Genomic DNA, 22,331 nt, shown 5'->3' with positions numbered 1-22,331 from the left:
GTACTATCCTTTTTGCGGGATTTTAGAAAGTGAATTATTCATGTAATAAATCCTGATAATGATGATAAGCAATATCGGGATAACTACGAAATTATGTTTTACCAAATTAGCGGTCGCGGCCATAACCATCACAGCATAAATGATCAGAACAAACTGAAACCATACCGGTTTTTTATTTTCTGAGATATACCAAATGAGCGGCAGCCAAAGCGGAAATGCCCAAAGTATGTCATAATTCCAGGTTGTCACGCCGTGATTTGTTCCAAACCAAAGCAGTAAAATCAGCCAGCCGACCAAGCCAACAATAGTAAAAAGAATTTTATCGAATGTAAAGCTGACCTGTTCTTTTTTTGTCTGATAATAGGTATATGCTAAAACCAATACAGCCAGCGTCCAGAAGAAAACCATCGGCGTGAGCCATTCCTTTTCGGTCACTGGGGCGGCAACAAACAGATCTCTGGTCGATGCAACCAGCGGCACGAACTGATCGCCCACTTTAATTTTAGAATCGTCAAAAGCACTACTTAAATTATCAGGCAAAAAAGTCGCCTGGGCTGGCGTGGCGATGTCGTCCGAAGGTGCACCGATTGCAAGATCCATCCCAAAATCTGACCAGGGTTTCTGCTTGAATGCATACCTGTCGATCCATTGGCGGAAGCTGAGTGTATCTTTGGTATATCCCGGAAACTGTAAACTATCGCCGACCGCGGCTTTCAGGACATCAACCATCCGGGTTGAACAATTGTCATAGAAAAATTTGTACTGATATTTTCTGTTTTGTGGCAGATAATTGGTTTCGAGAACATTATACAATTTCTGTTTCTGGCTCGGCGACAGATTTAAAACCTGCTCTTTGATTGAACGGTTTTCTTCCTGCCAATACGGAGCCTGCTGTGTCAACGGAGCGACGGAAAGTGTATAGGGCAAAGTTCCTCTCAAAAATTTCACATAAAAATTGCCTTCCTTAAAGCTGAACGTTCCATAATTATAGGCGTTGTCCAGGCCAGTGACAGGATCGTAAATCCATAATACGCTGTGGCCAAATCCTGAATACAATTCTTGTCCGGGACCTATCGTAACCAAACTTATTTTGGCCTGAGGGCTCAGCGTACCAAATTGTGCGAAAGTTTTTTTACAAGAAATAGTGAGCGCAAAAATAAGTGCGAAACAAAAGGCTGTCTTTTTTAACAAAACAGTAGCGGAATGTAAGGTCATCCGATCGTAATTTTTTATAGAGGGTTTCAAATTTTTCATATCAATTTTCATCATCGTAATCTGAAGATTTTTTCTTCTCGTCAGGTTTTCCGCCGACAATGATCACGATTTCGCCTTTTACTGTTTTTTCTGAAAAATAGGTTATGATTTCCTGAACCGTTCCTCTGACATTTTCCTCATAAATTTTGGTAAGTTCACGGCTCACACAGGCCTGTCTGTCGGGGCCGAAATATTCTGAAAATTGCTGCAAGGCTTTTAGCAAACGGTGCGGAGACTCATAGAATATCATCGTCCTGTCTTCATTGACCAGATTTTGCAATCGTGTTTGTCTTCCTTTTTTATGTGGTAAAAATCCTTCAAAAGTGAACCTGTCGCTTGGCAATCCTGAATTCACCAAAGCCGGAACAAAAGCAGTCGGGCCAGGTAAACATTCAACCGTGACGCCATATTTGATACATTCCCTTACCAATAAAAAACCCGGATCAGATACCGCCGGGGTTCCCGCGTCGGAAACCAGCGCCATCGTTTCACCTTTCAGCATTCTTTCGATAATTCGGGTAATACTCTGGTGTTCATTGTGAATGTGGTAGCTGTGCATGGGTTTACTGATGCCCAGATGTTTTAGCAGTGAACCGGAAGTTCTGGTGTCTTCCGCCAATACGACATCCACACTTTTTAACACATTGATTGCACGAAGGGTAATATCTTCAAGGTTGCCAATTGGCGTAGGTACTATGTAAAGTTTCATTTAATATTTTTTGTTATAATACGACCGAGGCGACAGATCTTTCTATCCGACAGTCAGGAATCGGGACAAAAAGCTTTAAACCATGTCCGCGTAAATCGCATCGATTGATTCTGCCAGATGTTTGTCTTTTTCCGTTACTTTATCTCCTGCATCATGTGTTGAAAGCTCAAATTCAACCTTATTATAAGCATTTGACCACCAGGGATGATGATCCAGACGATCGGCAACAGCGGCTACTTTCGTCATGAATGCAAAGGCAGCGTTAAAATCCTTAAAAACGAAAGTACGTTTTAATTTATCATCTTCTTCTTTCCACATGGTTTTAGTAGTTTACTTTAGTGAATATTTAGTTTTTTAAAACACGGTATTCGACGTGTTCGTCAGGAAAATTCGCTTTTATGCAGTCAGTAGTTTCGATAAAATATAGGCTACGGTCTTTAAAATAACCATTCCCGGTCATTTTCGTAGCACCGCAGTCGTCTTCACCAGTTCCGCGGTCATAAGTAAAATTTAATCCGGTCAGATCAATACTGAAATAATGGGCGAAAGGCCGGGTTTCCGTCACTGTATATTTTGTCTCAGTATTTTTCTCAACTTTAATCGATACCGCAACAGAATCTGTCTGAGATTTATTAAAGGTTTTATATCCTTCATAAGATCCCGTTAAGTCATTATTTACAAGTTCATTATCAATTTCTGGTGCCGCCTGATCTTTATCACTTTTACAGTTAAAAGCGAAAAGTAAAACGAAAAGCAGAATAATATTTGTTCTATGCATGAGTAGTAAAATCATTAGATGAACGAATATACTAGCTTAAACGCTCATTTTAAATTTTTCCGGGAAATAGCCGTTTCGGCTACGATCCAGTATATTTGAACTTTTAAGTTGTAATATCCGTCAGAACATTATAATCTGAATAAGCAACAGAGAATCAATTAAAATTATTATGAAAGTAGAACTGGTTCGCGTGAATGATGCATTTCATTTTGAAGGCACAGGATCGTCAGAAGTGAAAGTAAATACCGATGGATCTCCTGAAATCGGAGGACATAATCTTGGTGTCAGGCCAATGGAGTTGCTGCTCATGGGATTGGCGAGCTGCAGTGCCATTGATGTCGTTTTGATTCTTAAAAAACAAAAGCAGGATATCACTGATTTTCGGATGACCGCTGACGGGGATCGGGTGGAAGAAGAAGGAACAAAACGCAGCCCCTTCCGAAATATCCATCTGACATATAAATTTGTCGGTAATGATCTGGATGAGAAAAAAATTGATCGTGCTATTACGTTATCCCTTGAAAAGTATTGTTCAGCTACGGCGCAGCTTGAACCGCTGGCAAAGATTACGCACAGCGTTGAAATTGCGACGGTATAACTAACAGATTAAAAACACGGGAAGGTTTTCCCGGACAATATTTAAAACATGCAGCAATACCACGATTTACTTCGTCATATTCTTGAAAACGGAGTTCGTAAAACGGACCGCACCGGAACGGGCACGATCAGTGTGTTTGGTTATCAAATGCGTTTCAATCTGAAAGATGGATTTCCGCTTGTTACGACCAAAAAAGTGCATACCAAGTCGATCATCTATGAACTGTTGTGGTTTTTGAAAGGTGATACCAATATCAAATATTTGAAAGACCACGGTGTTTCGATCTGGGACGAGTGGGCCGACGAGCGCGGTGATCTTGGACCAGTGTATGGAAAACAATGGAGGAGCTGGGAAGGCGCGAACGGGAAATCTTTCGACCAATTGAAGGAAATCCTTCACCTGTTAAAAAATAGCCCTGATTCGCGTAGAATCATCGTTTCTGCCTGGAATCCATCGGAGCTTTCGATGATGAAACTTCAACCTTGCCACGCCTTGTTCCAGTTTTACGTTGCACCTCCGGATTTGGTAGCCGGGGAAACAAAAGGAAAATTGTCTTGTCAACTTTACCAGCGAAGTGCGGATGTGTTTTTAGGCGTTCCATTTAACATTGCAAGTTACGCGTTACTGACGATGATGATCGCACAGGAATGTGACCTTGATCTGGGGGATTTTGTATGGACCGGCGGTGACACACATATTTATGTGAACCATCTGGAACAGGTGGAATTGCAGCTCAGCCGCGAATTTCGTCCGTTGCCTCAGATGGTGCTCAACCCTGAGGTAAAAAGTGTATTTGATTTTGAATTTGAGGATTTTTCTCTGGAAAACTACAATCCATGGCCAGGTATCAAAGCACCTGTCGCCGTTTAACGGATTAGAAAATGAGTATCCAGTATATTTTAGAGATCGTCGGAACATTTGCATTTGCCATTTCCGGCGCTCTTTCTGTAAAAGATCAGCAGCATCAGGACTGGTTTGGGGCCAGTTTTACAGCGTTTCTGTGTTCAATAGGGGGAGGAACAATGCGGGATGTTTTATTGGGAAGTTATCCATTAGTCTGGATCAGTGATATAACCATTCTTTATGCCATATTGGCAGGAATTATTACCACTTTTATTTTTTACAAATATCTGATCAAATTACGTAGAACGCTTTTTTTATTCGATACCTGTGGAATTGCCTTATTCACCATTGTTGGTACTGAAAAGGCTTTGCACCTTGGCGTGAGGCCTGAAATTGCAGCCATTATGGGGGTTTTTACGGCCATCATGGGCGGAGTTGTGCGGGATATGATGAATAACGAAATCCCGATTATTTACAGAAAAGAAGTTTACGCCACTGCTTGTCTGGCTGGTGCAGTTTGTTATCTAGTGCTCGATAAAGTAGGAGCGGAGCGAAACACGGCGTTTATCGCAGCTTCCTTAGTTATTATCGTGATCAGGATTTTGGCGGTACGTAATCAATGGTCCGTGCCAAAATTCTTTCGTTCCTAATTTTATTGATTTGATATTAAAACAAAAACGCTCGGTTCTTTTCAGAATCGAGCGTTTTTGGTATTGAACTAAACCTTATTTTTTCTTCTTTTTCCCTTTGGCTGCCGGCGTTGCAGGGAGTTTGGCCTGCATATCTGTTATGGCTTTTTCAATTTGGGTTTTATAAAAATTGTAAGCGCCGTCTGGAGCTGCCGCTCCCACTGTCAATGCTTTTTGAGCCAACGGCAAAGCCGCTGCTGTTCTTCCCAAACGATCCAGGATTTGCGCTTTTGTCCAAAGATTTGACCAGGTTTCCTTCAAACCGATTGCTTTATCCGTCAAGGCCAGTGCTTTTGGCAGATCGTGATTCTTAGATAACAAATATCCAGCCGCGCTTTGAAGTGTCTGAAGATCTTCCGGTTTGTCCTGAACGGCTCTGTCTAACGAAGCCAAAGTTAGTTGATGTGTGGAAACAGAAATTTTCACAGGCACTTTTACAGCAGCCCAATCGATGTTCAAAGTCGCTGAACTATCCGATAAATTGGAAAAATTAATTTCAAATGATTCCTTAAACTCACCGGCCAATGGCGAAACATCGACGCGCGCAACGTCTTCGCTTTCCTTATACGTTTCCGAACTGCTGTTCACGTCTTTGTTCAGGATAACTACCCATTTAGCTTTGTCAGGGATAGAATATAATGCATATTTTCCAGCGGGTACTTTTTTATCACCAAACGTAAAATCGGTTGAAGATTCGAATGTCGTTGCCTGATTTGCACCCGTGCGCCAGATTTTTCCGGTCGGGGCAAGAGGGGAACTTTCTGCAAAAACGCTTCTTCCTTTGATGCCGGGACGAGAATATTTAACTGTGAAATCAGTAATTCCAACTGCCTGAACGATACTTGCGCCAGGACTTGGCTGAGGTGTGCGTTGCGCCACGGAAGCAGTTGCGACAATAACTGCAAACGAGAAGGATAATAAATACTTTTTCATTTTAATAATGCTCTTTGTTTATTGAACTGTTAAACTTGTGGTGAAATTAGAATGAAATAATCAGATAGCCTATTAATGAAACGAAGCAATTTATTTTCCTTGTTAAATGCCTATACGCCGATCGATTCCGAGGAGCAGAAAATGTATCTTGAAACTCAGAAATTTGTGAACGAAAATCCGGATTGTTTCGAAAGGACACTCCAGATTGGGCATGTAACAGCTTCCGGCTGGATAGTCTCGTCAGACAGGAAACAGGTTTTATTGATGCATCATCGTAAACTCGACCGCTGGTTTCAGCCGGGTGGTCATTGTGACGGAGACCCTGATGTGCTTCATGTAGCTTCGAAAGAAGTGGAAGAAGAAACTGGTGTTAGTAAATTTACTTTGGCGCAGGAAGGAATTTTTGATGTGGATGTACATTTAATTCCGGCAAATTCTAAGGATCCTGCCCACAACCATTATGATATCCGTTTTGTTTTCGAAGCCAATCCCGAAGATGAACTCATCATTAATATTGAATCAAAAGATGTTCGCTGGATACCGATCGATGAAGTTGAAAAGTATAATAAATCAGAGTCGCTGATGCGAATGGTACGGAAGACGGTTTCGAGTGAAAATTAGGATTAGTTGATAATACAACTAGACCAGGTTTGTTAGAAGTCATATCCTTTCACTTCGTAATTTAAAAGATCGCCAATATCGCTCTTCTTGTAGCTAGACCAGTTTTTCGAACCAGCAAAATTCACTCCGTTATAACGATCCCAATCCGGTATGCCAATCCTGAAAGGATGATAGTATTATAGAAAATGATGCGAAATTGTCTGGATTAAACCCTGAATGGGTGACATCGTTGGTACGTTAGGCAAATCACAATTCTTTTTTATCACACATTCAGTTGTTCGGAACAGTAAATTTCACTCCGGTATTACAATCTTAAATTGGTATGACAATTCTGAAAGGATGATAGTATTATAGAAAATGGTGCGAAATTGTCTGGATTAAACCCTGAAAGGGTGACATCGTTGGGACGTTAAGCAAATCATAATTCTTTTTTACTGTACTACCCGCATTTAGGACTAGTATAAGATCACTCCGGTATGCCAATCCTGAAAGGATGATAGTATTATAGAAAATGGTGCTAAATGACTAAATCAAACCCTGAAAGGGTGACATCGTTGGGACGTTAAGCAAATCATAATTCTTTTATACTGTACTACCCGCTTTTAGGACTAGTAAAAGATCACTCCGGTATGCCAATCCTGAAAGGATGATAGTATTATAGAAAATGGTGCGAAATGACTAAATCAAACCCTGAAAGGGTGACACCGTTGGTACCTTAGGCAACTTACTGCTTAATAAATTTCAATGTCCGGCTTCGATTCAGCACATCAACTTTTATCAGATACAATCCTGCATGTAAGCTGCTTGTCGGTATTGGCTGGGTTTTGCTCAGAATTACCTGATTTGTTGAAAGGGTTTTTCCGCTTTGTGAAATAATACTGATCGTCGATTTTTTTCCAATCAAGGCAGGGGGAAAGATTAAGGTAATATCCTGTTCAACCGGGTTTGGAGAAAGAATAACAGCGTCGATTGCCTCCGGTTCTGTTCCAAGGACAACACCGTTTTTAAGTATTTCTTCCGCCAGTGCTGTATTGGGAACACCATATCCCAGGAAGTTATTGGGATTTGCTGCCAAATGCCCTGATTTCTTTAAAGCCTGGATAATTTCCTGAACGGTCAGATTTGGAAAAGCCTGCCATAATATTGTAGCTAATCCTGCAATCAACGGAGCGGAATAGGACGTGCCATTTCCGGATGTTACATTGCCAGTTCCGGTGCTATTGCCTAACACCGTGCCGGAGCCAACGGCAGATACATCCGGTTTCTGCTGTCCAATGGCATTTGGCCCGATGGAGCTGAATGCAGCGTAACTTTTATCTAATGTCGTAGCGCCAACGCTTAAAACAGAATCAACATCAGCGGGGGCGGAGACGTATTTCCATGCTTTGTTTCCTTCATTTCCGGCAGAGTTAACGACCAGCATCCCTTTTCTGGTTGCGATTCTGGCGGCACGGGAAATAATGGTGGTCTTGCCATCCATATTTTGATAGGTATAATTGTAAGCAGGTGTATTGAATTCTCCTTCGAAGGTATTGTAACCCAAAGAGGAATTAATTACATCCACGCCGATACTGTCAGCTCGCTCAGCCGCCAAAAGCCAGGTTACCTCCTCATAGGGCGTTTCCATAAAAACATTTTCAGTTCTGTATAAAACAAAATTTGCCTTGAAAGCGGCACCGATCATAGTACCTGGCTGGTTTGCCGCGATAATAGACAACACATTTAATCCATGGGTATCATCATCGTAAACGTTGCTGTTTCGACTAATAAAATCATGTGTATCCAAAACTCTGTTCTCGGCGAAAAGCGGTTTTAAGAATTCCAGCTCATTGGCCCGGTTAAATCCTCCATCAAAAACGGCGACCAGCATATTCTCTCCCTGAAAACCTGCCTGATGCAAATGTTCCACACCCATTAGTGTCAGCTGCTCGCGCATGCGTCCGTAATCCAGGTCGGCTGTTGCTTGTGTCCCATTTTCAGTAGCGCCAATTCTCAATCCCGCAGAAGGCGTGGTCAGGTTGGCAAGCGCATGATTTTGCTCGATGCCTTTATAAAAGTTAAGGTTTTGAATGGCGGCCAGTTGACCTGCAGATGCTTCGACCAAAGTACCGTTGAACCACCGGGATGAATAAATTACCGTAGCGCCGGTTTGTTTGATCGCTGTTACATAAGCCGGATTTACAGGGAAATCATTTTCTGTTATAGCAATATTTTGCTTGTTGCGCCTTGCGATAGCTTTGGCAGAAAGAAACTCCGTCGGCCTGTTGATGGAATACGGGGAGGCAGCTTTATCTTTAAATAAAACCAGATATCTCGGGTTTGTTTGCGCCTGACTGAATTCGGATAGGAGCAGTGTTAATATAGAAGTTAACAGTAAAATTTTTATTTTCATTTTCCAAAGCTATTTGTTGAGCAAGACCTACTTTCCTAAAACATACGTTTAAAAAATGGAAAGCGTTGCCCAATTTAAGCAATAGTTTTTACCGGTTCGTTTTTTCCTCCCAAATTAGAACAATCAAGTAGTTCCTGGATGTTTTTGAAAGGGACAGGTGTTTTCAGGTAACCGTAATTATCTGCCAGCGCAAGGGTTCTGTTGTTATCGCCCATTGAAATATCAATGTCGTTCATGCCAAACTGACACGGATGTTCGTAACCCGCAGCGTTCGTTATTTCTATAATTTCTTTCGCTAATGTTTTCATATAGTTATGAAAACGCTCACTTTTTAATGCAGGATCAATCCCTGATTCCAGCCATTTGTTATTGGTAGTTATCCCGGTCGGGCAGCGATTGGTATGGCAAATTTGGGCTTGGATACAACCGATAGACATCATCGCTTCACGCGCAACGTTGATCACGTCGGCTCCCATGCAAAATGCCATAACAGCCTGAGCAGGAAGTCCCAGTTTTCCAGAGGCAATAAAAGTGATTTTGTCAGTTAAGTTTCTCTTCTGGAATATTTTGTAAATGGTGCTGAAACCATAAACCCAGGGAAGTGCCACATGGTCTGCAAAAGATGGCGGGGCTGCACCCGTTCCGCCTTCACCGCCATCCACTGTGATGAAATCAGGACCTTTACCGGTCTCAACCATAATATCAGCGAGCTGTTCCCACATATCTGTTTTCCCGATTGCCGCCTTTATTCCAATAGGTAATCCGGTTGCTTCCGCCATCTCTTCGATAAAATTTACCATACTTTTTACATCAGAAAAAGCACTGTGGTATGGTGGCGAAACGACATCTTTCCCCATTGGAACGTGGCGAATGGCAGCAATTTCGGCAGTTATTTTACTTCCTGGTAACACACCACCTTTTCCTGGCTTGGCTCCCTGCGAAAGTTTCAATTCGATCATTCTGACAAATGGATTTTCCTGCGTCATCTTGACCAGTTTTTCCATGACAAAATTTCCTTCATCATCACGCACACCGAAGTAAGAAGTGCCCATGTTAAAAACAATATCAGCCCCGAATTTGTGGTAGGGTGAAAGTCCGCCTTCGCCGGTGTTGTGGTAATTCCCGAACTGCAAAGAGCCCTTGTTCATCGATTCTATTGCTCTGGCCGACAGCGATCCGTAACTCATCGCACTGATATTGACCACTGAATGAGGCCGATATGGGCGTTTTCTTTTGTGATATGCACCGATAACTTTTGCGCAGGGGATGGTATAATGATCCGGATCTTTACCATTCATGGCGTGATGCGGATGATTCAATGGTAATTGATGTGGCAGCATGGCAGGTTTGATAAAGACAAAACCTGCTTCATTCATATCCTGGTCGGAGCCAAAACCCTGATAATTATTTTCCTTTTTTGAAGAAGCGTAAATCCACGAACGCTGACGTCGGTTAAATGGCAATTCTTCTCTGTTATTTGCCACAATATATTGTCTCAATTCCGGTCCGATCTGCTCGATCATATACCTGAAATTTCCTACTACAGGGAAGTTATGACGGATCGTATGCTTTTTCTGCAAAATGTCGCGAAGCGCAAAAATCAAAATAGCAACTACAATGTAAACCCAGATGGGGATATTTGAAAGAAAAGCTAGAACAGTCATATCAGGATAGTGTTGCGGATTAAGGGGTGGGGACGTCAGCTATGAAAGTTTTCGCAGCTGAACGGCCCCTTCAAGTTCAGGATAGTTGCATTTCTTCCCAGGTAGTTACCGTCGCCAGATCTTTCCAGTATCCCGGATAGGATTTGACAACTACGCCTGGTTCTTCAATTATAATGTCCTGAACCATACCGACAGGGGCAAACGCAAGCGCCATACGGTGATCGTCGTAAGTGAAAATTGAAGGAGTCGAACTTTGTTGCCAATCAGTTTTACGAACTACCTCATATTTTTGATCTTTTTCAACTTCATTAAGTTCAGCGCCCAGTTTTTTCAGTTCTTCCTGAAGAGCAAAAACCCGGTCTGTTTCTTTTATTTTTAAACTTTCAATTCCTGTTAAAGTCAGGTGAATATTTTTTACTGCACAACATACCGCAACCGTCTGAGCAAGATCAGGGCAATTGGTGAAATCCCAGGCGATTGCTTGCGCCGCAGGAATTTTTTTCAATAAAACACCGCGGTTTGTGTAAGTGCTTTCCACTCCAAGCTGAGCCATGATATCAACAATTGCACTGTCACCTTGCAATGAGTTTTGTTTTAATCCAAGCAATTCCACTTCGGCATCGGCTGCAAGCGCAACGATGCTATACCAGTAACTGGCACCAGACCAGTCAGACTCGATGGCGTAGGGCTGCGGTTGATAAGTACCTGGTTCCACTATTAGAACATTCGCTTCCCAGTCAGCTGAATATTTGATACCAAAATGCTCCATTTGTTTTAACGTCATTTCGATATACGGACGGGATCCAACTTCTCCTTCAAGATTAATTGTCAAGCCTTCCGGAAGAGACGGAGCGATCAGCAGCAAGGCAGAAATATACTGACTGCTCACGTCGCCACGAATATTCAGCTTATTTTCTCCCGAATAATGAAAACCTTTTAATTGCATTGGCGGATATCCCGCAACATTTTGATATTCAATTTCAGCGCCCAGAATGCGCAAAGCATCAACCAAAATTCCAATCGGTCTTTCGCACATACGCGGCGTTCCGGTCATCAATTTTTGCTGATTTGTTACAGTAAAGTAAGCAGCAAGAAAACGCATGGTCGTTCCCGCATCAATGACGTCTGCAACGGCATCTTCCGATTGCAGCAAACGAAGCATTGTTTGAGAATCACGTGCTTCCGAAATATTTGAAAGATCACACTGAAAACCTGTCAAAGCATTAATGATCAGCGCACGGTTGCACTCACTTTTTGATGCCGCCAATTTAATTTCGGCACGAATTTCTTTTTGGGGTGGATGTACTAAAATGGATTTCACAGTATCAATTATTTCAGAATTATATCTTTGAACAAGCAGAAGAAGACCTTGGAAACGCCTAAAAATTTAATAAGTTTCTAATACCTTCAATTTATTCTTTCCGTTTATTTTCAGCGACGAAAAAGTCATTTTATAACAGAAAAGTCCGGCGACCATAAACGCTCCTCCAACAACAAAGGTAGAGGCGTCGGTTGTATATCGCTTATTATCAATGCCTCTATTGAAAAAATCGGCACCGATATAAATCAATCCCGCCAAAGGCAGCAAAGGTGCAGCCTGAGAAACAAAAGGAATTCTTCTGGTTGTCTTAATCAGTTTGATTTCTTTCAAAGGGATTTCCTGATACGTCATTTGGTTGAGCGCATCATTGATTACAGCTATCGCGAAAGAAGTATCGCTTATCGTTGCGATCGTTTCGTTGAACTTTATTGTCTCGTTTTTCATCCTGAATTTGATATCATCTCCTGGGAAAAAACGGTAACGGTGGAAACCACCAATGGTTGGGGATGCATCTAAAACGAGGTATTTCTGGCCCGGAGCACCGACAACGCGGTTGCCACTGCCTTGTTTGAGAAACAGTTCTTCACTTGTAAGTGCTTTTCTGGGATCGTAGTTGTCCTGAGCCCAAGCGGGAATATTCCCCAAAATAAATAAAACTAATAATGTCAGAACTTGTCTCATAAAGAAAATAGAAAGGTTCAAAGATAGGGAATCATTCTTTAAACGGGTAATTCGATTGCATTGTTGTTCCTGGATCATAACCGGATTTATCCCTCCTCGGTTATTTCTTCATGCGGCGGCACCTTCACAGAAACGCCCCCGGATACCACCATTTTCATGACATCCGTTGTGGTAGCTTCAAGTTTGATCACACTTTCGGTAGGTACTATAAAAAGCTCTCCAGACAAAGAGTACGACAATGGCATATAAACGGCGACGTGATCGTGGATATGTAAATGGCTCAGATCATTTTGTGTAATGAAGCCTATTTTTTTGATACCGGTATCCTTATACATTGTCACCAGAACAGGCTGATTAAATTTCTTTTTATCTCCAACAAAAGCTAAAACTAGGTCTTTGATTGAGTAATAAATAAGGCTGACCAGCGGAATTCTGCGCATGATACTTTCCGTAATCTGAAAAAATGACTGCGGAATGATCGTTGAAAATATAAATCCAAGCAAAATAATGCCCGATGCAATGATCAGAACGCCCAGGCCTGGAAGGTATAATGTCTGGTTATTTGATATAGGAATGTTGATCGGGATAATATTGTCAAGAAACTCCACGCCCGTCCAGATGATGATGCCGGTAACGTAAAGCGGGGCGACTAAAACCAAGCCTCGTATGAAGTAGCTTAGTACGCGTTTGAGGAAAGTATTTTTTAATTCCATTAATTATTTATCAAAGTAGACTGTATTATTTTTCCCAAAACCAAATCTCCCCAATACCTGTTGAAACTACGGTTTTTGGCGGTTTTAAGTTCAAAAAACACGATCGCCATGATTGTTTTTTGAGGGTGATTTTCCAATAAAAATCCCTTATCAGGTTAATAAGTATTGTAAGCTGGTTGTTGAATGCAGATATTTGCAGCCTTAAATGCCGCAAATCTCAAATTAATGGCATTTTGCAGAAATCTTAGCAAATTATTTAGTTAACGTATATGTATCAGGCTGATTATTTAAAGCATTTCACGGAGCAGGTTTTTTTGTCCATTGGATGCTCGCCCGAAGAGGCTGCTTTGGCATCCACCGTTTTAATCAGTGCTGATTTAAGGGGGGTTGATTCTCATGGTATTGCACGTCTGGCCGGCTATGTCCGCTTATACGATAATGGAAGGCTGAACCCTACGCCGGTTGTAAAGGTCGTTTATGAAACACCAAGTACCGCAGTAGTTGACGGAGATCGTGGTCTCGGTTTGGTTGTGGCACCGAGAGCTATGGAAGTGGCCATGGAAAAAGCTGAAAAAGTGGGTTCTGGCTGGGTTTCGGTTCGGAATTCGAACCATTTCGGGATTGCCGGATATCATGCTATGCTTGCTTTACAAAAAGATATGATCGGTTGGACAATGACGAATGCGGCTCCGCTCGTGACACCAACTTTTTCTCTTGATAAGTTATTGGGTACAAATCCTTTGGCTGTGGCCGTTCCGGCATTTGAAGAACCTGCTTTTGTTGCGGATTTTGCTTCCACAGCCGTAGCGTACGGAAAATTTGAAATATTACAAAGAAAAGGTCTTCCGGCACCGTTGGGCTGGGCGCAAGACTCAGAAGGAAATCCGACAACAGATTCCAACGCGGTGAAAAGTGGAGGAGGATTATTGCCGCTGGGTTCCGACCGGGAACATGGCAGTCATAAAGGATATGGCTTGGGGGCGATCGTGGATATTTTTTCGGGCGTACTTTCGGGTGCTAACTTTGGTCCATGGGTTCCGCCTTTTGCAACCGCCGGATTCATGTCAGCCAATGAAGGTGTAGGTCTGGGGACAGGACACTTTTTAGGCGCCATGCGTGTGGACGGATTTCGCCCTGCTGATGATTTTAAAAAGGATATGGACAAATGGATACGAGCGTTCCGTGGCGCTCGTGCCGTAGAGGGGAAACAGGTTATTATTCCCGGAGATCCTGAGCGTGAAATGGAAGCATTGCGAAGCGTTGAAGGAATTTCTTTGCTGGAACCAGTGCAGGATTCTCTTGCGGAATTGGGAAAACGTTTCAACATTTCTTTTGAAAAAAGAGTCGATTAAAATACACATATAAACTGTTGACAACGAATTGTTGTTGAAACATTCAGAAACTAAAAAACTTCACAGTACCATATGTCTCGCAATTTTAAAGTAGGATTGTTTTTAGTTATTGCAATTCTCACAACCACTTTTACATTTTATTTCTGGCAGATATTCAAAACGCCGAACCTACAGGTTGATAAAAAGGAAAGCTTTGCATTGCTCATTCCGGAAGGTGCTACTTATCAGACTGTTCTTGATTCGCTTGACAAACACCAGGTGATCAATGACAACATTTCATTCCGCTTTTTAGCCAAGCTTTTAAAATATTCTGAAAAAGTGAAACCGGGGCGGTATGTCATCAAACCTGAAACGAGTAACTATAAGGGTATAAAAAAACTTATCTCCGGAGATCAGGATGCCGTTAAATTGACTTTTAATAATATTCGTCTTAAAGAAGACCTGATCAAGAGAATAGGAAGTCGTTTTGCATTTGGAGAAACAAAATTCCGGGAGGCGCTGAACGATCAGAAAGTATGTCAGAAATATGGTCTGGACACACTTACCATTGTTTCGATGTTTTTACCCAATACTTATGACATTTTCTGGACAACCGGAACAGAGAAATTTCTTGACAGGATGCATAGTGAGTACAAAAAATACTGGAATGCAGAGCGTGTAGAAAAAGCAAAATCCATAGGCCTGACGCCTATACAGGTATCCATTCTGGCCTCCATTGTGGAAGAGGAACAGGCGCGAAAAGTGGATGAAAGACCGATGGTGGCGGGGTTATATATCAATCGGTTGAATGCGCAAATGCCTTTGCAGGCCGATCCGACCATTAAATTTGCATTGCAGGATTTTGCAATCAAAAGAATTCTGAATGAGCAGCTTCGTGTAAAATCTCCTTATAACACTTATGTGAATATCGGTTTGCCTCCTGGGCCTATCCGCGTGGCTGATTTTAAATCTTTGGATGCTGTTTTAAATTATAACAAGCACGATTATTTATACATGTGTGCAAAAGCAGATCTTTCAGGATACCATGCTTTTGCCAAAACTTATCCTGACCATTTGAACAACGCGAGAATGTATCAGGCAGAATTGAACAGACTGAAAATCATGAAGTAGATTCAGATTGACGTCTAATAAATTGTTGAAAATGTTTACCTACGAAGTCAAAGGAATCAGAGTGCGATATGCGGACACGGACCAGATGGGGTACGTGTATTACGGAAACTACGCAAGGTATTATGAAATCGGCCGCGTCGAAGCCTTACGTAGTATCGGATTTAGCTACAAAGAAATGGAAGACGCGGGGGTGATGATGCCGGTTTACGAAAACCGCTCGAAGTATCTCAGACCTGCGCGTTATGATGATGAACTCACAATCAAAGTCATCATGCAGAAAATGCCTGGTACGCGTGTCGTTTTTGAATATGAAATCCGGAATCAGGATGATGTTTTGCTTAATGTCGGAGAAACAACATTGGTTTTTCAAAAACGTGATACCGTGAAACTATGTGTCGCACCGGCTCCGCTGATACTAAAACTCAGTCCTTACTTTCAAACATTGTAATTAAAAAAATACCATGCTTGAAAAACTGTTGAAAAGCCGTCAGGTAAAGTTATTGGTCGTGTGGCTGCAAAGAAACCTTCTTTTTCGCGGAACCGTCTCGATATATGACATTCTAATCAATATCAAGCGAAATAATCACAAATACGACATAGACCAACGCGCATCAGCGGTCGCATACAGTTTGACATTGGCCTGTTTTCCAGCCATTATCTTTTTGTTCACACTGGTACCTTATATACCCATAGAGAATCTGGATGATCAGATTATGGGTGTTTTAAAAGAATTGATGCCCCGCGGAATATTTCAGGATGCGCAACAAACCATTTCGGATATTCTCAGCCGGCCCCGAAGCAGCGTACTTTCCTTCGGTTTTATTTTTGCAATGATTGCTTCTACCAACGGAATGATGTCGCTGATGCGCTCATTCGATATGGTATTTGAGGATGCCGAAACCAGGGGATTTTTAAAACAAAGAGGTGTAGCGACCTTACTGACAATGGTTTTAGTAGCCGTAATGTTTTTGCTGATCGTTTTGCTTATCGTCGGGGATGCTCTTAAAGGGATCATATCGGAGTGGGAAATTATCAGGTATAGCTGGATTGTATCTTCTCTTAATTTTAGTAGGTATCTGGTCAGTTTTGGTGCTTTGATGTTAGCGATTTCCATTATTTATCGTTACGCTCCGTCGCGAATTAACCGATACGCATTTTTCAACCTTGGCTCTATTATTGCTTCCGTCCTGATCCTGGTCGCAACATACGGTTTCTCTTTTTACCTGTCCAGATTCAGTTCCTACAATAAACTTTACGGCTCGATTGGGACAATGATCGCGCTGATGATCTGGTTTTACCTGCTGGCCTTATTATTAATTTTTGGATTTGAGGTGAATGCTGGTATCGCTTCTGCACGTAAAAAAAACCGCTCAAAGACTTTTTAAATTACCGAAAACTAAGTACCCGTCAATATACTTTTTAATCCTTTTTAATTTCGTGACTTTTGATTGGAAGAAACGTCCAAGAAGTCATAAAAGTTAAGGTGGAAGGTGAACAAACGGGTAATAAATGAGAGAGATTGAGAAACCTTTGGTGACTGTGGTTTTAACCGCTTACAATCATGAGAAATACATAGGTGAAACGCTAAGTTCCATCTTTGTTCAGACGTATGCTAAGATTCAGGTTATTGTAATTGATAATGCAAGTACTGACGGGACTATGTCGGTAATTGAAAAAATGCTTCCGGAAGGATCGGATTTTCTTCTTGTCCGAAATCTGACAAACCTGGGTTTATGCCGGGCTTTTAATCAAGGACTTTCCTTAGCCAGAGGTAAGTATATTATTGATCTGGCGGCTGATGACATCATGTTGTCGACCCGTATTGAAAACCAGGTAGAAGCTTTTGAAAAACTTGGAGAGGATTATGGCGTTGTTTTTACCAATGCACGGTACATAGAGGCAGGTGGGAAATTGCTGAATTTTCATTATCCTGTCAATAACAAAGAGAAGGCAAGGAAGATAATCCCTTCCGGCGACGTATACAAAAGTGTGCTGGAAAACTATTTTATCTGTACACCCACGATGATGATGCGCACGCAAATGCTCATCAACATGGGCGGTTATGACGAATCATTATTTTTTGAGGATTTTGATTTTTGGGTGAGATCTTCCGTAGAATTTAAATATTTCTATCTCGATGAAGTGCTTACATTGAAAAGAAATGTACCGGATTCTTTGAGCAAACAAGTATATAAAAAGGGAAATAATTTACTGGAAACCTGTTACATTGTTTGTAACAAGGCCTATGATCTAAATCGCGACCAGGAAGAGTTTGATCTGCTGGCGGCCAGAATTCGTACGTTTATCAGAAAATGTTTTTACGCAGAAGAATTTGAACTCGCAGTTCGTTTTCGCAGGCTGCTCAACTATATTGAGAATCCAGGATTTACTACGGAAATGATTGTTGCCATGTGTCGTTTACATCTTCCAGTCAATGGGTTGTATCGGTTTTATCTAAATAATTTACAAAAAAAAGTAGCCGTGCCGGAAGGATTTAGCCTTTTGAATTGTTAGTTCAGAAAAATAGTACAAACTATGCCAGCTGAATTAATCCGAATATATCCTGAAAATCCTGATGAAAGAAGAATCCGTCAGGTCGTTGATTGCCTCCGTGACGGAGGTTTAGTGATTTATCCGACAGATACTGTTTACGGTTTGGGCTGTGATATTTTTAATACAAGGGCTGTTGAAAAAATAGCTAAGATTAAGGGTATTAAACCTCAGAAAAATGATTTTTCATTTATTTGTTATGATCTGAGCCACATTGCTGATTATGCCAGAGTAGGTAACTCAGCTTTTAAATTGATGAAAAGAGTGCTTCCGGGACCTTATACTTTCATCCTCGATGCGAATAATCAGGTGCCCAAATTATTGAATACCAATAAGAAAACAGTTGGGATCCGTGTTCCTGATAATTTGATACCTCGTTTGATCGTTAAAGAACTGGGCAATCCGATTGTGACAACCTCCATAAAAGATGATGACGAGATCATCGAATATTCAACAGACCCGGAATTGATTTTTGAAAAATTTCAACATCAGGTTGATATTATCATCGATGGGGGATACGGCGGCAATATCGGTTCAACCATTGTGCTCGCTATCAATGATCAGTTTGAGGTTGTCAGAGAAGGTCTTGGCGATACGAGTCTCTTTATATAAATATTGCAATTATTTTAGTTTAGATTGTATTAAATAATTGTAGTTAAATAATTGTTATCATTTTTTTGATAATATCATCCGCCTTTCTCATATTTGATAGTGCCAGAATTTATTACCAACAATACGCCTGAAAAAATAGTAAGGATTGAATTACAGTATCTTCCATGTCTGGAATATTTTGCTTGCATTTTAAGTAACGATCTGATTTGGATAGATATTGAGGAGAGATATGTGAAGCAGACATACCGGAATCGGTGCGATGTGATGACGACGAATAAAATCGACACCTTAACCGTTCCGGTCCAGTCCTACACCCAACAATCCCTAACGAAAGACATTAAAATAGATTACAGTCAGCATTGGATCAGGCGTCATTGGGGATGTTTCAGATCAGCATATGGAAAATCTCCCTATTTTGAATTTTTTGCTGATGAGCTCGAGGCAGTTTATTTGAAAAAGCCACAATTTCTTACAGACCTGAATTATGATTTATTGACAATTTGTCTTAGATTGTTGGGCACAAGGAAAGAGATAAGGTACAATTTGTCAGTGCCATTTCAAGGCGATAGAGCGGTTATTGACGCTTTGTCTACTATTAATGATAAAAAAAATAAAAATATAAATAATTATTATCAGCCAATTACGTACTATCAGACTTTTGGGAATGATTTTGTAAGTAATTTAAGTATTGTCGATTTATTATTTAATATGGGGCCAGAGGCGAGAAGTATTTTGCTGAGATCTTGTAAGCAACAATAAATCTGCTACTTTGAACAAAGATTAAAAAAGTAGCGTTTAGAATATTAAGACACATTTTTATTGCTACACATGGAAGCAAAATTTTCAAATAGAGTAAAAGAAGTAATCTCTCTGAGTCGGGAAGAAGCTTTGCGACTTGGTCACGATTATATCGGTGCCGAACATCTGTTACTCGGAATGATTCGTGAGGGTGATGGTGTTGCTATTGGTTTACTTAAAAAGCTGGGCGTATCCCTTGATGACGTTCGACAGACGATCGAACAGGCAACCAAAGGTGCGGCGACTAATAATGTTAAAAATCTGCAGAATATCCCGCTCACAAGGCAGTCTGAAAAGGTGTTGAAAATTACATATCTGGAGGCCAAAATTTTTAAAAGCCCCTTGATAGGAACTGAGCATTTGTTGCTGTCAATCTTACGTGACGAAGACAATGTTGGTACCCAGATCCTGCATAAATTTAATGTTAACTACGAAGTCATTAAAGAGATGTTAGAATATCAATCATCAGGAACTAAACCCCACATGGGTCCGGAAACCGAGGACGGCGACGACGAGGCTAGAGGCGGCATGTTTGGTGGTGGAGGCGGAGGCGCAGCTTCCGGAAAAGAATCAAAAGGTGCAGAAAAGTCTCGTACTCCTGTGCTGGATAACTTCGGACGTGATCTTACGAAAATGGCTGAGGTTGGAAAACTTGATCCAATCGTGGGACGTGAAAAAGAAATTGAGCGCGTAGCACAGATTCTTAGCCGTCGTAAAAAGAATAACCCGATTCTTATCGGTGAGCCCGGCGTTGGTAAAACTGCCATCGCGGAAGGTCTTGCTTTGAGAATTGTTCAGAAAAAAGTATCCCGTGTTCTGTTTGGTAAAAGAGTAGTTACACTTGATCTTGCATCTCTTGTAGCAGGTACCAAATACCGTGGTCAGTTTGAAGAAAGAATGAAAGCAGTCATGAATGAACTGGAAAAATCTCCGGATGTGATCCTATTTATTGATGAGCTGCATACGATCGTAGGTGCCGGTGGTGCTTCTGGCTCTTTGGACGCTTCGAACATGTTTAAGCCAGCTTTATCACGTGGAGAAATCCAATGTATCGGTGCGACAACGCTTGATGAGTATCGTCAGTACATTGAAAAAGATGGCGCACTTGCCCGTCGTTTCCAAATGGTAATGGTGGATGCGACTTCAATAGAAGAAACGATTCAGATCCTTGAAAATATCAAGGACAAATATGAAGATCACCACCATGTAAGTTACACGCCGGAATCGATCAGCACAGCTGTGAAATTGTCTGAGCGTTATATTACAGACCGATTCCTTCCGGACAAAGCGATTGACGTTTTGGATGAGGTAGGTGCAAGAGTTCATATCAGCAACATTACTGTACCTGAAGATATCCTTCATCTGGAAGAACAGATCGAAAATATCAAACAGGAAAAAAACAGAGTTGTTAAAAGCCAGAAATACGAAGAAGCAGCTCAGCTACGTGATCGTGAAAAGAAATTGATCGATCAGCTTGACCGCGCAAAACTTGCCTGGGAAGAAGAAACCAAGCAAAAAAGATATACAGTTACTGAGCATAATGTTGCCGAGGTAGTTGCAATGATGACCGGAATTCCTGTGACAAACGTCTCTATGGATGAAGGTAAGAAATTGCTTAACATGGCTGACGAGCTTAAAGCAAAAGTAATTGGCCAGAACCCACCGATTGAGAAGTTGGTAAAAGCGATTCAACGTACACGTGTAGGTTTGAAAGATCCAAAGAAACCAATTGGTTCTTTTATCTTTCTTGGACCAACAGGTGTAGGTAAAACAGAATTAGCGAAAGTTCTAGCAACTTATTTGTTTGATAAAGACGATGCCCTTGTGCGTATCGACATGAGTGAGTACATGGAGAAATTCAGCGTATCTCGTTTGGTTGGAGCACCTCCGGGTTATGTTGGTTACGAAGAAGGTGGTCAGTTGACTGAAAAAATTCGTCGTAAACCTTATAGTGTTGTTTTACTTGATGAGATTGAAAAGGCGCACCCGGATGTTTTCAACATTCTTTTACAGGTGCTTGATGATGGTATTTTGACAGATGGTCTCGGCCGTCGTGTTGATTTCCGGAATACGATCATTATCATGACTTCAAACATTGGTGCTCGTGACCTGAAAGATTTTGGTTCTGGAATTGGTTTTTCAACAAAAGCTAAAAATGACAACCAGGATGAAATTATGAAAGGCACCATTCAAAGTGCACTTCGTAAAGCTTTCTCACCTGAATTCTTGAACCGTCTGGATGATGTGATCGTGTTTAATTCACTACAACGTGAAGATCTGCACCGTATCATCGATATCTCACTTGGTAAATTGTTTAGCCGTGTGAAAGGTTTAGGCTACGAAATTGAGTTGACGGTTCCTGCAAAAGACTTTTTGTCTGAAAAAGGATACGATCCTCAATACGGTGCCCGTCCATTGAACAGAGCGATCCAGAAATATCTTGAAGATCCGGTAGCAGAAGAAATTCTTAAAGGAGATTTGAGAGAAGGAGATGTTCTTGTAGCGACACATGTTGAGAATAGCGAAGAACTGACGATTACAGTTAGAAAAAAAGAAGAAGAAGTTGCTAATTGATTAACTGTTAGTTAATTGACTATTGCATATACAGCAAAGAGGCAGATCCTTGAGATTCTGCCTCTTTGTTTTTGGGTTATAATAATCCTGAAAATTGCACCGCGAAATCGGTATTTGTTACTTTTTGTGATAGAAGGCG

Annotated in this window: 22 protein-coding genes; 12 read left to right on the top strand and 10 right to left on the bottom strand. The window is 41.3% G+C overall.

Annotated features, from left to right (window positions below; translation table 11 throughout):
• Nucleotides 1-3 precede the first annotated feature (3 nt).
• The 4 genes from AC1XUO_RS00955 to AC1XUO_RS00940 all read right to left on the bottom strand — a co-directional run bounded on the left by AC1XUO_RS00955 (nucleotide 4) and on the right by AC1XUO_RS00940 (nucleotide 2,741).
• The gene (locus AC1XUO_RS00955) at nucleotides 4-1,215 is read right to left on the bottom strand and encodes an Lnb N-terminal periplasmic domain-containing protein (protein ID WP_483327886.1); all 1,212 of its coding nucleotides are present in this window, start codon (nucleotides 1,213-1,215) and stop codon (nucleotides 4-6) included.
• 40 nt (nucleotides 1,216-1,255) lie between these two features.
• Entirely contained in the window at nucleotides 1,256-1,963 is a 708-nt protein-coding gene (gene rsmI, locus AC1XUO_RS00950) for a 16S rRNA (cytidine(1402)-2'-O)-methyltransferase (RefSeq protein ID WP_483327885.1), read from the bottom strand.
• A gap of 75 nt (nucleotides 1,964-2,038) precedes the next feature.
• Nucleotides 2,039-2,281, bottom strand: coding sequence for a 4a-hydroxytetrahydrobiopterin dehydratase (locus tag AC1XUO_RS00945; RefSeq protein WP_483327884.1), 243 nt, complete (start codon nucleotides 2,279-2,281; stop codon nucleotides 2,039-2,041).
• A gap of 28 nt (nucleotides 2,282-2,309) precedes the next feature.
• Complete coding sequence (locus AC1XUO_RS00940; protein ID WP_483327883.1) at nucleotides 2,310-2,741, bottom strand: hypothetical protein; 432 nt, start codon at nucleotides 2,739-2,741, stop codon at nucleotides 2,310-2,312.
• A gap of 169 nt (nucleotides 2,742-2,910) precedes the next feature.
• On the opposite strand from AC1XUO_RS00940, the gene AC1XUO_RS00935 reads away from it, so the two are divergent.
• From AC1XUO_RS00935 to AC1XUO_RS00925, 3 genes are read left to right on the top strand one after another with little or no spacing between them, the layout of a single operon-like run.
• Nucleotides 2,911-3,339: an OsmC family protein gene (locus AC1XUO_RS00935; RefSeq protein ID WP_483327882.1), complete on the top strand. Its 429-nt coding sequence runs from the start codon at nucleotides 2,911-2,913 to the stop codon at nucleotides 3,337-3,339.
• Between the two features lie 48 nt (nucleotides 3,340-3,387).
• Nucleotides 3,388-4,209 (top strand): thymidylate synthase, encoded by an 822-nt coding sequence (locus AC1XUO_RS00930; RefSeq protein ID WP_483327881.1) that lies wholly within the window; start codon nucleotides 3,388-3,390, stop codon nucleotides 4,207-4,209.
• An 11-nt stretch (nucleotides 4,210-4,220) separates the two neighbouring features.
• On the top strand, nucleotides 4,221-4,832 hold the full coding sequence (locus AC1XUO_RS00925; RefSeq protein WP_483327880.1) for a trimeric intracellular cation channel family protein: 612 nt from the start codon (nucleotides 4,221-4,223) through the stop codon (nucleotides 4,830-4,832).
• 75 nt (nucleotides 4,833-4,907) lie between these two features.
• Here AC1XUO_RS00925 and AC1XUO_RS00920 read toward each other — a convergent pair whose 3' ends face one another.
• Nucleotides 4,908-5,804, bottom strand: coding sequence for a DUF2911 domain-containing protein (locus AC1XUO_RS00920; RefSeq protein WP_483327879.1), 897 nt, complete (start codon nucleotides 5,802-5,804; stop codon nucleotides 4,908-4,910).
• 75 nt (nucleotides 5,805-5,879) lie between these two features.
• On the opposite strand from AC1XUO_RS00920, the gene AC1XUO_RS00915 reads away from it, so the two are divergent.
• On the top strand, nucleotides 5,880-6,425 hold the full coding sequence (locus AC1XUO_RS00915; protein WP_483327878.1) for an NUDIX hydrolase: 546 nt from the start codon (nucleotides 5,880-5,882) through the stop codon (nucleotides 6,423-6,425).
• A 724-nt stretch (nucleotides 6,426-7,149) separates the two neighbouring features.
• Here AC1XUO_RS00915 and AC1XUO_RS00910 read toward each other — a convergent pair.
• The 5 genes from AC1XUO_RS00910 to AC1XUO_RS00890 all read right to left on the bottom strand — a co-directional run bounded on the left by AC1XUO_RS00910 (nucleotide 7,150) and on the right by AC1XUO_RS00890 (nucleotide 13,196).
• A complete protein-coding gene (locus tag AC1XUO_RS00910; RefSeq protein ID WP_483327877.1) occupies nucleotides 7,150-8,817 on the bottom strand; it encodes a S8 family serine peptidase in 1,668 nt (555 codons plus the stop codon).
• A gap of 74 nt (nucleotides 8,818-8,891) precedes the next feature.
• Entirely contained in the window at nucleotides 8,892-10,481 is a 1,590-nt protein-coding gene (locus AC1XUO_RS00905) for an FMN-binding glutamate synthase family protein (RefSeq protein WP_483327876.1), read from the bottom strand.
• Nucleotides 10,482-10,557: 76 nt separating this feature from the next.
• A complete protein-coding gene (locus AC1XUO_RS00900) occupies nucleotides 10,558-11,802 on the bottom strand; it encodes a 3-phosphoshikimate 1-carboxyvinyltransferase (protein ID WP_483327875.1) in 1,245 nt (414 codons plus the stop codon).
• Nucleotides 11,803-11,868: 66 nt separating this feature from the next.
• Nucleotides 11,869-12,483: a hypothetical protein gene (locus AC1XUO_RS00895; RefSeq protein WP_483327874.1), complete on the bottom strand. Its 615-nt coding sequence runs from the start codon at nucleotides 12,481-12,483 to the stop codon at nucleotides 11,869-11,871.
• Between the two features lie 86 nt (nucleotides 12,484-12,569).
• Nucleotides 12,570-13,196: a DUF502 domain-containing protein gene (locus AC1XUO_RS00890; protein ID WP_483327873.1), complete on the bottom strand. Its 627-nt coding sequence runs from the start codon at nucleotides 13,194-13,196 to the stop codon at nucleotides 12,570-12,572.
• Nucleotides 13,197-13,465: 269 nt separating this feature from the next.
• Here AC1XUO_RS00890 and AC1XUO_RS00885 point away from each other — a divergent pair, with 269 nt between their 5' ends.
• The 8 genes from AC1XUO_RS00885 (at nucleotide 13,466) to AC1XUO_RS00850 (ending at nucleotide 22,192) form a co-directional block, all read left to right on the top strand.
• The gene (locus AC1XUO_RS00885) at nucleotides 13,466-14,548 is read left to right on the top strand and encodes an Ldh family oxidoreductase (protein ID WP_483327872.1); all 1,083 of its coding nucleotides are present in this window, start codon (nucleotides 13,466-13,468) and stop codon (nucleotides 14,546-14,548) included.
• A 72-nt stretch (nucleotides 14,549-14,620) separates the two neighbouring features.
• Entirely contained in the window at nucleotides 14,621-15,658 is a 1,038-nt protein-coding gene (gene mltG, locus AC1XUO_RS00880; protein WP_483327871.1) for an endolytic transglycosylase MltG, read from the top strand.
• A 31-nt stretch (nucleotides 15,659-15,689) separates the two neighbouring features.
• A complete protein-coding gene (locus tag AC1XUO_RS00875; protein ID WP_483327870.1) occupies nucleotides 15,690-16,106 on the top strand; it encodes an acyl-CoA thioesterase in 417 nt (138 codons plus the stop codon).
• Nucleotides 16,107-16,119: 13 nt separating this feature from the next.
• Nucleotides 16,120-17,043, top strand: a complete 924-nt coding sequence (locus AC1XUO_RS00870) for a YihY/virulence factor BrkB family protein (RefSeq protein WP_483327869.1) — start codon at nucleotides 16,120-16,122, stop codon at nucleotides 17,041-17,043.
• Between the two features lie 124 nt (nucleotides 17,044-17,167).
• Nucleotides 17,168-18,172: a glycosyltransferase family 2 protein gene (locus AC1XUO_RS00865; protein WP_483327868.1), complete on the top strand. Its 1,005-nt coding sequence runs from the start codon at nucleotides 17,168-17,170 to the stop codon at nucleotides 18,170-18,172.
• Nucleotides 18,173-18,193: 21 nt separating this feature from the next.
• The gene (locus AC1XUO_RS00860) at nucleotides 18,194-18,820 is read left to right on the top strand and encodes an L-threonylcarbamoyladenylate synthase (protein WP_483327867.1); all 627 of its coding nucleotides are present in this window, start codon (nucleotides 18,194-18,196) and stop codon (nucleotides 18,818-18,820) included.
• Nucleotides 18,821-18,919: 99 nt separating this feature from the next.
• On the top strand, nucleotides 18,920-19,579 hold the full coding sequence (locus AC1XUO_RS00855) for a WbqC family protein (protein ID WP_483327866.1): 660 nt from the start codon (nucleotides 18,920-18,922) through the stop codon (nucleotides 19,577-19,579).
• 69 nt (nucleotides 19,580-19,648) lie between these two features.
• Nucleotides 19,649-22,192, top strand: a complete 2,544-nt coding sequence (locus tag AC1XUO_RS00850) for an ATP-dependent Clp protease ATP-binding subunit (RefSeq protein ID WP_483327865.1) — start codon at nucleotides 19,649-19,651, stop codon at nucleotides 22,190-22,192.
• The last annotated feature ends 139 nt before the right edge of the window (nucleotides 22,193-22,331 follow it).

It is taken from the genome of Dyadobacter sp. HNCC25DJ186 (assembly GCF_056895235.1).
The sequence above is the reverse complement of the archived record's forward strand: the minus strand, read 5'-3'. Positions and strand labels throughout refer to the sequence as shown.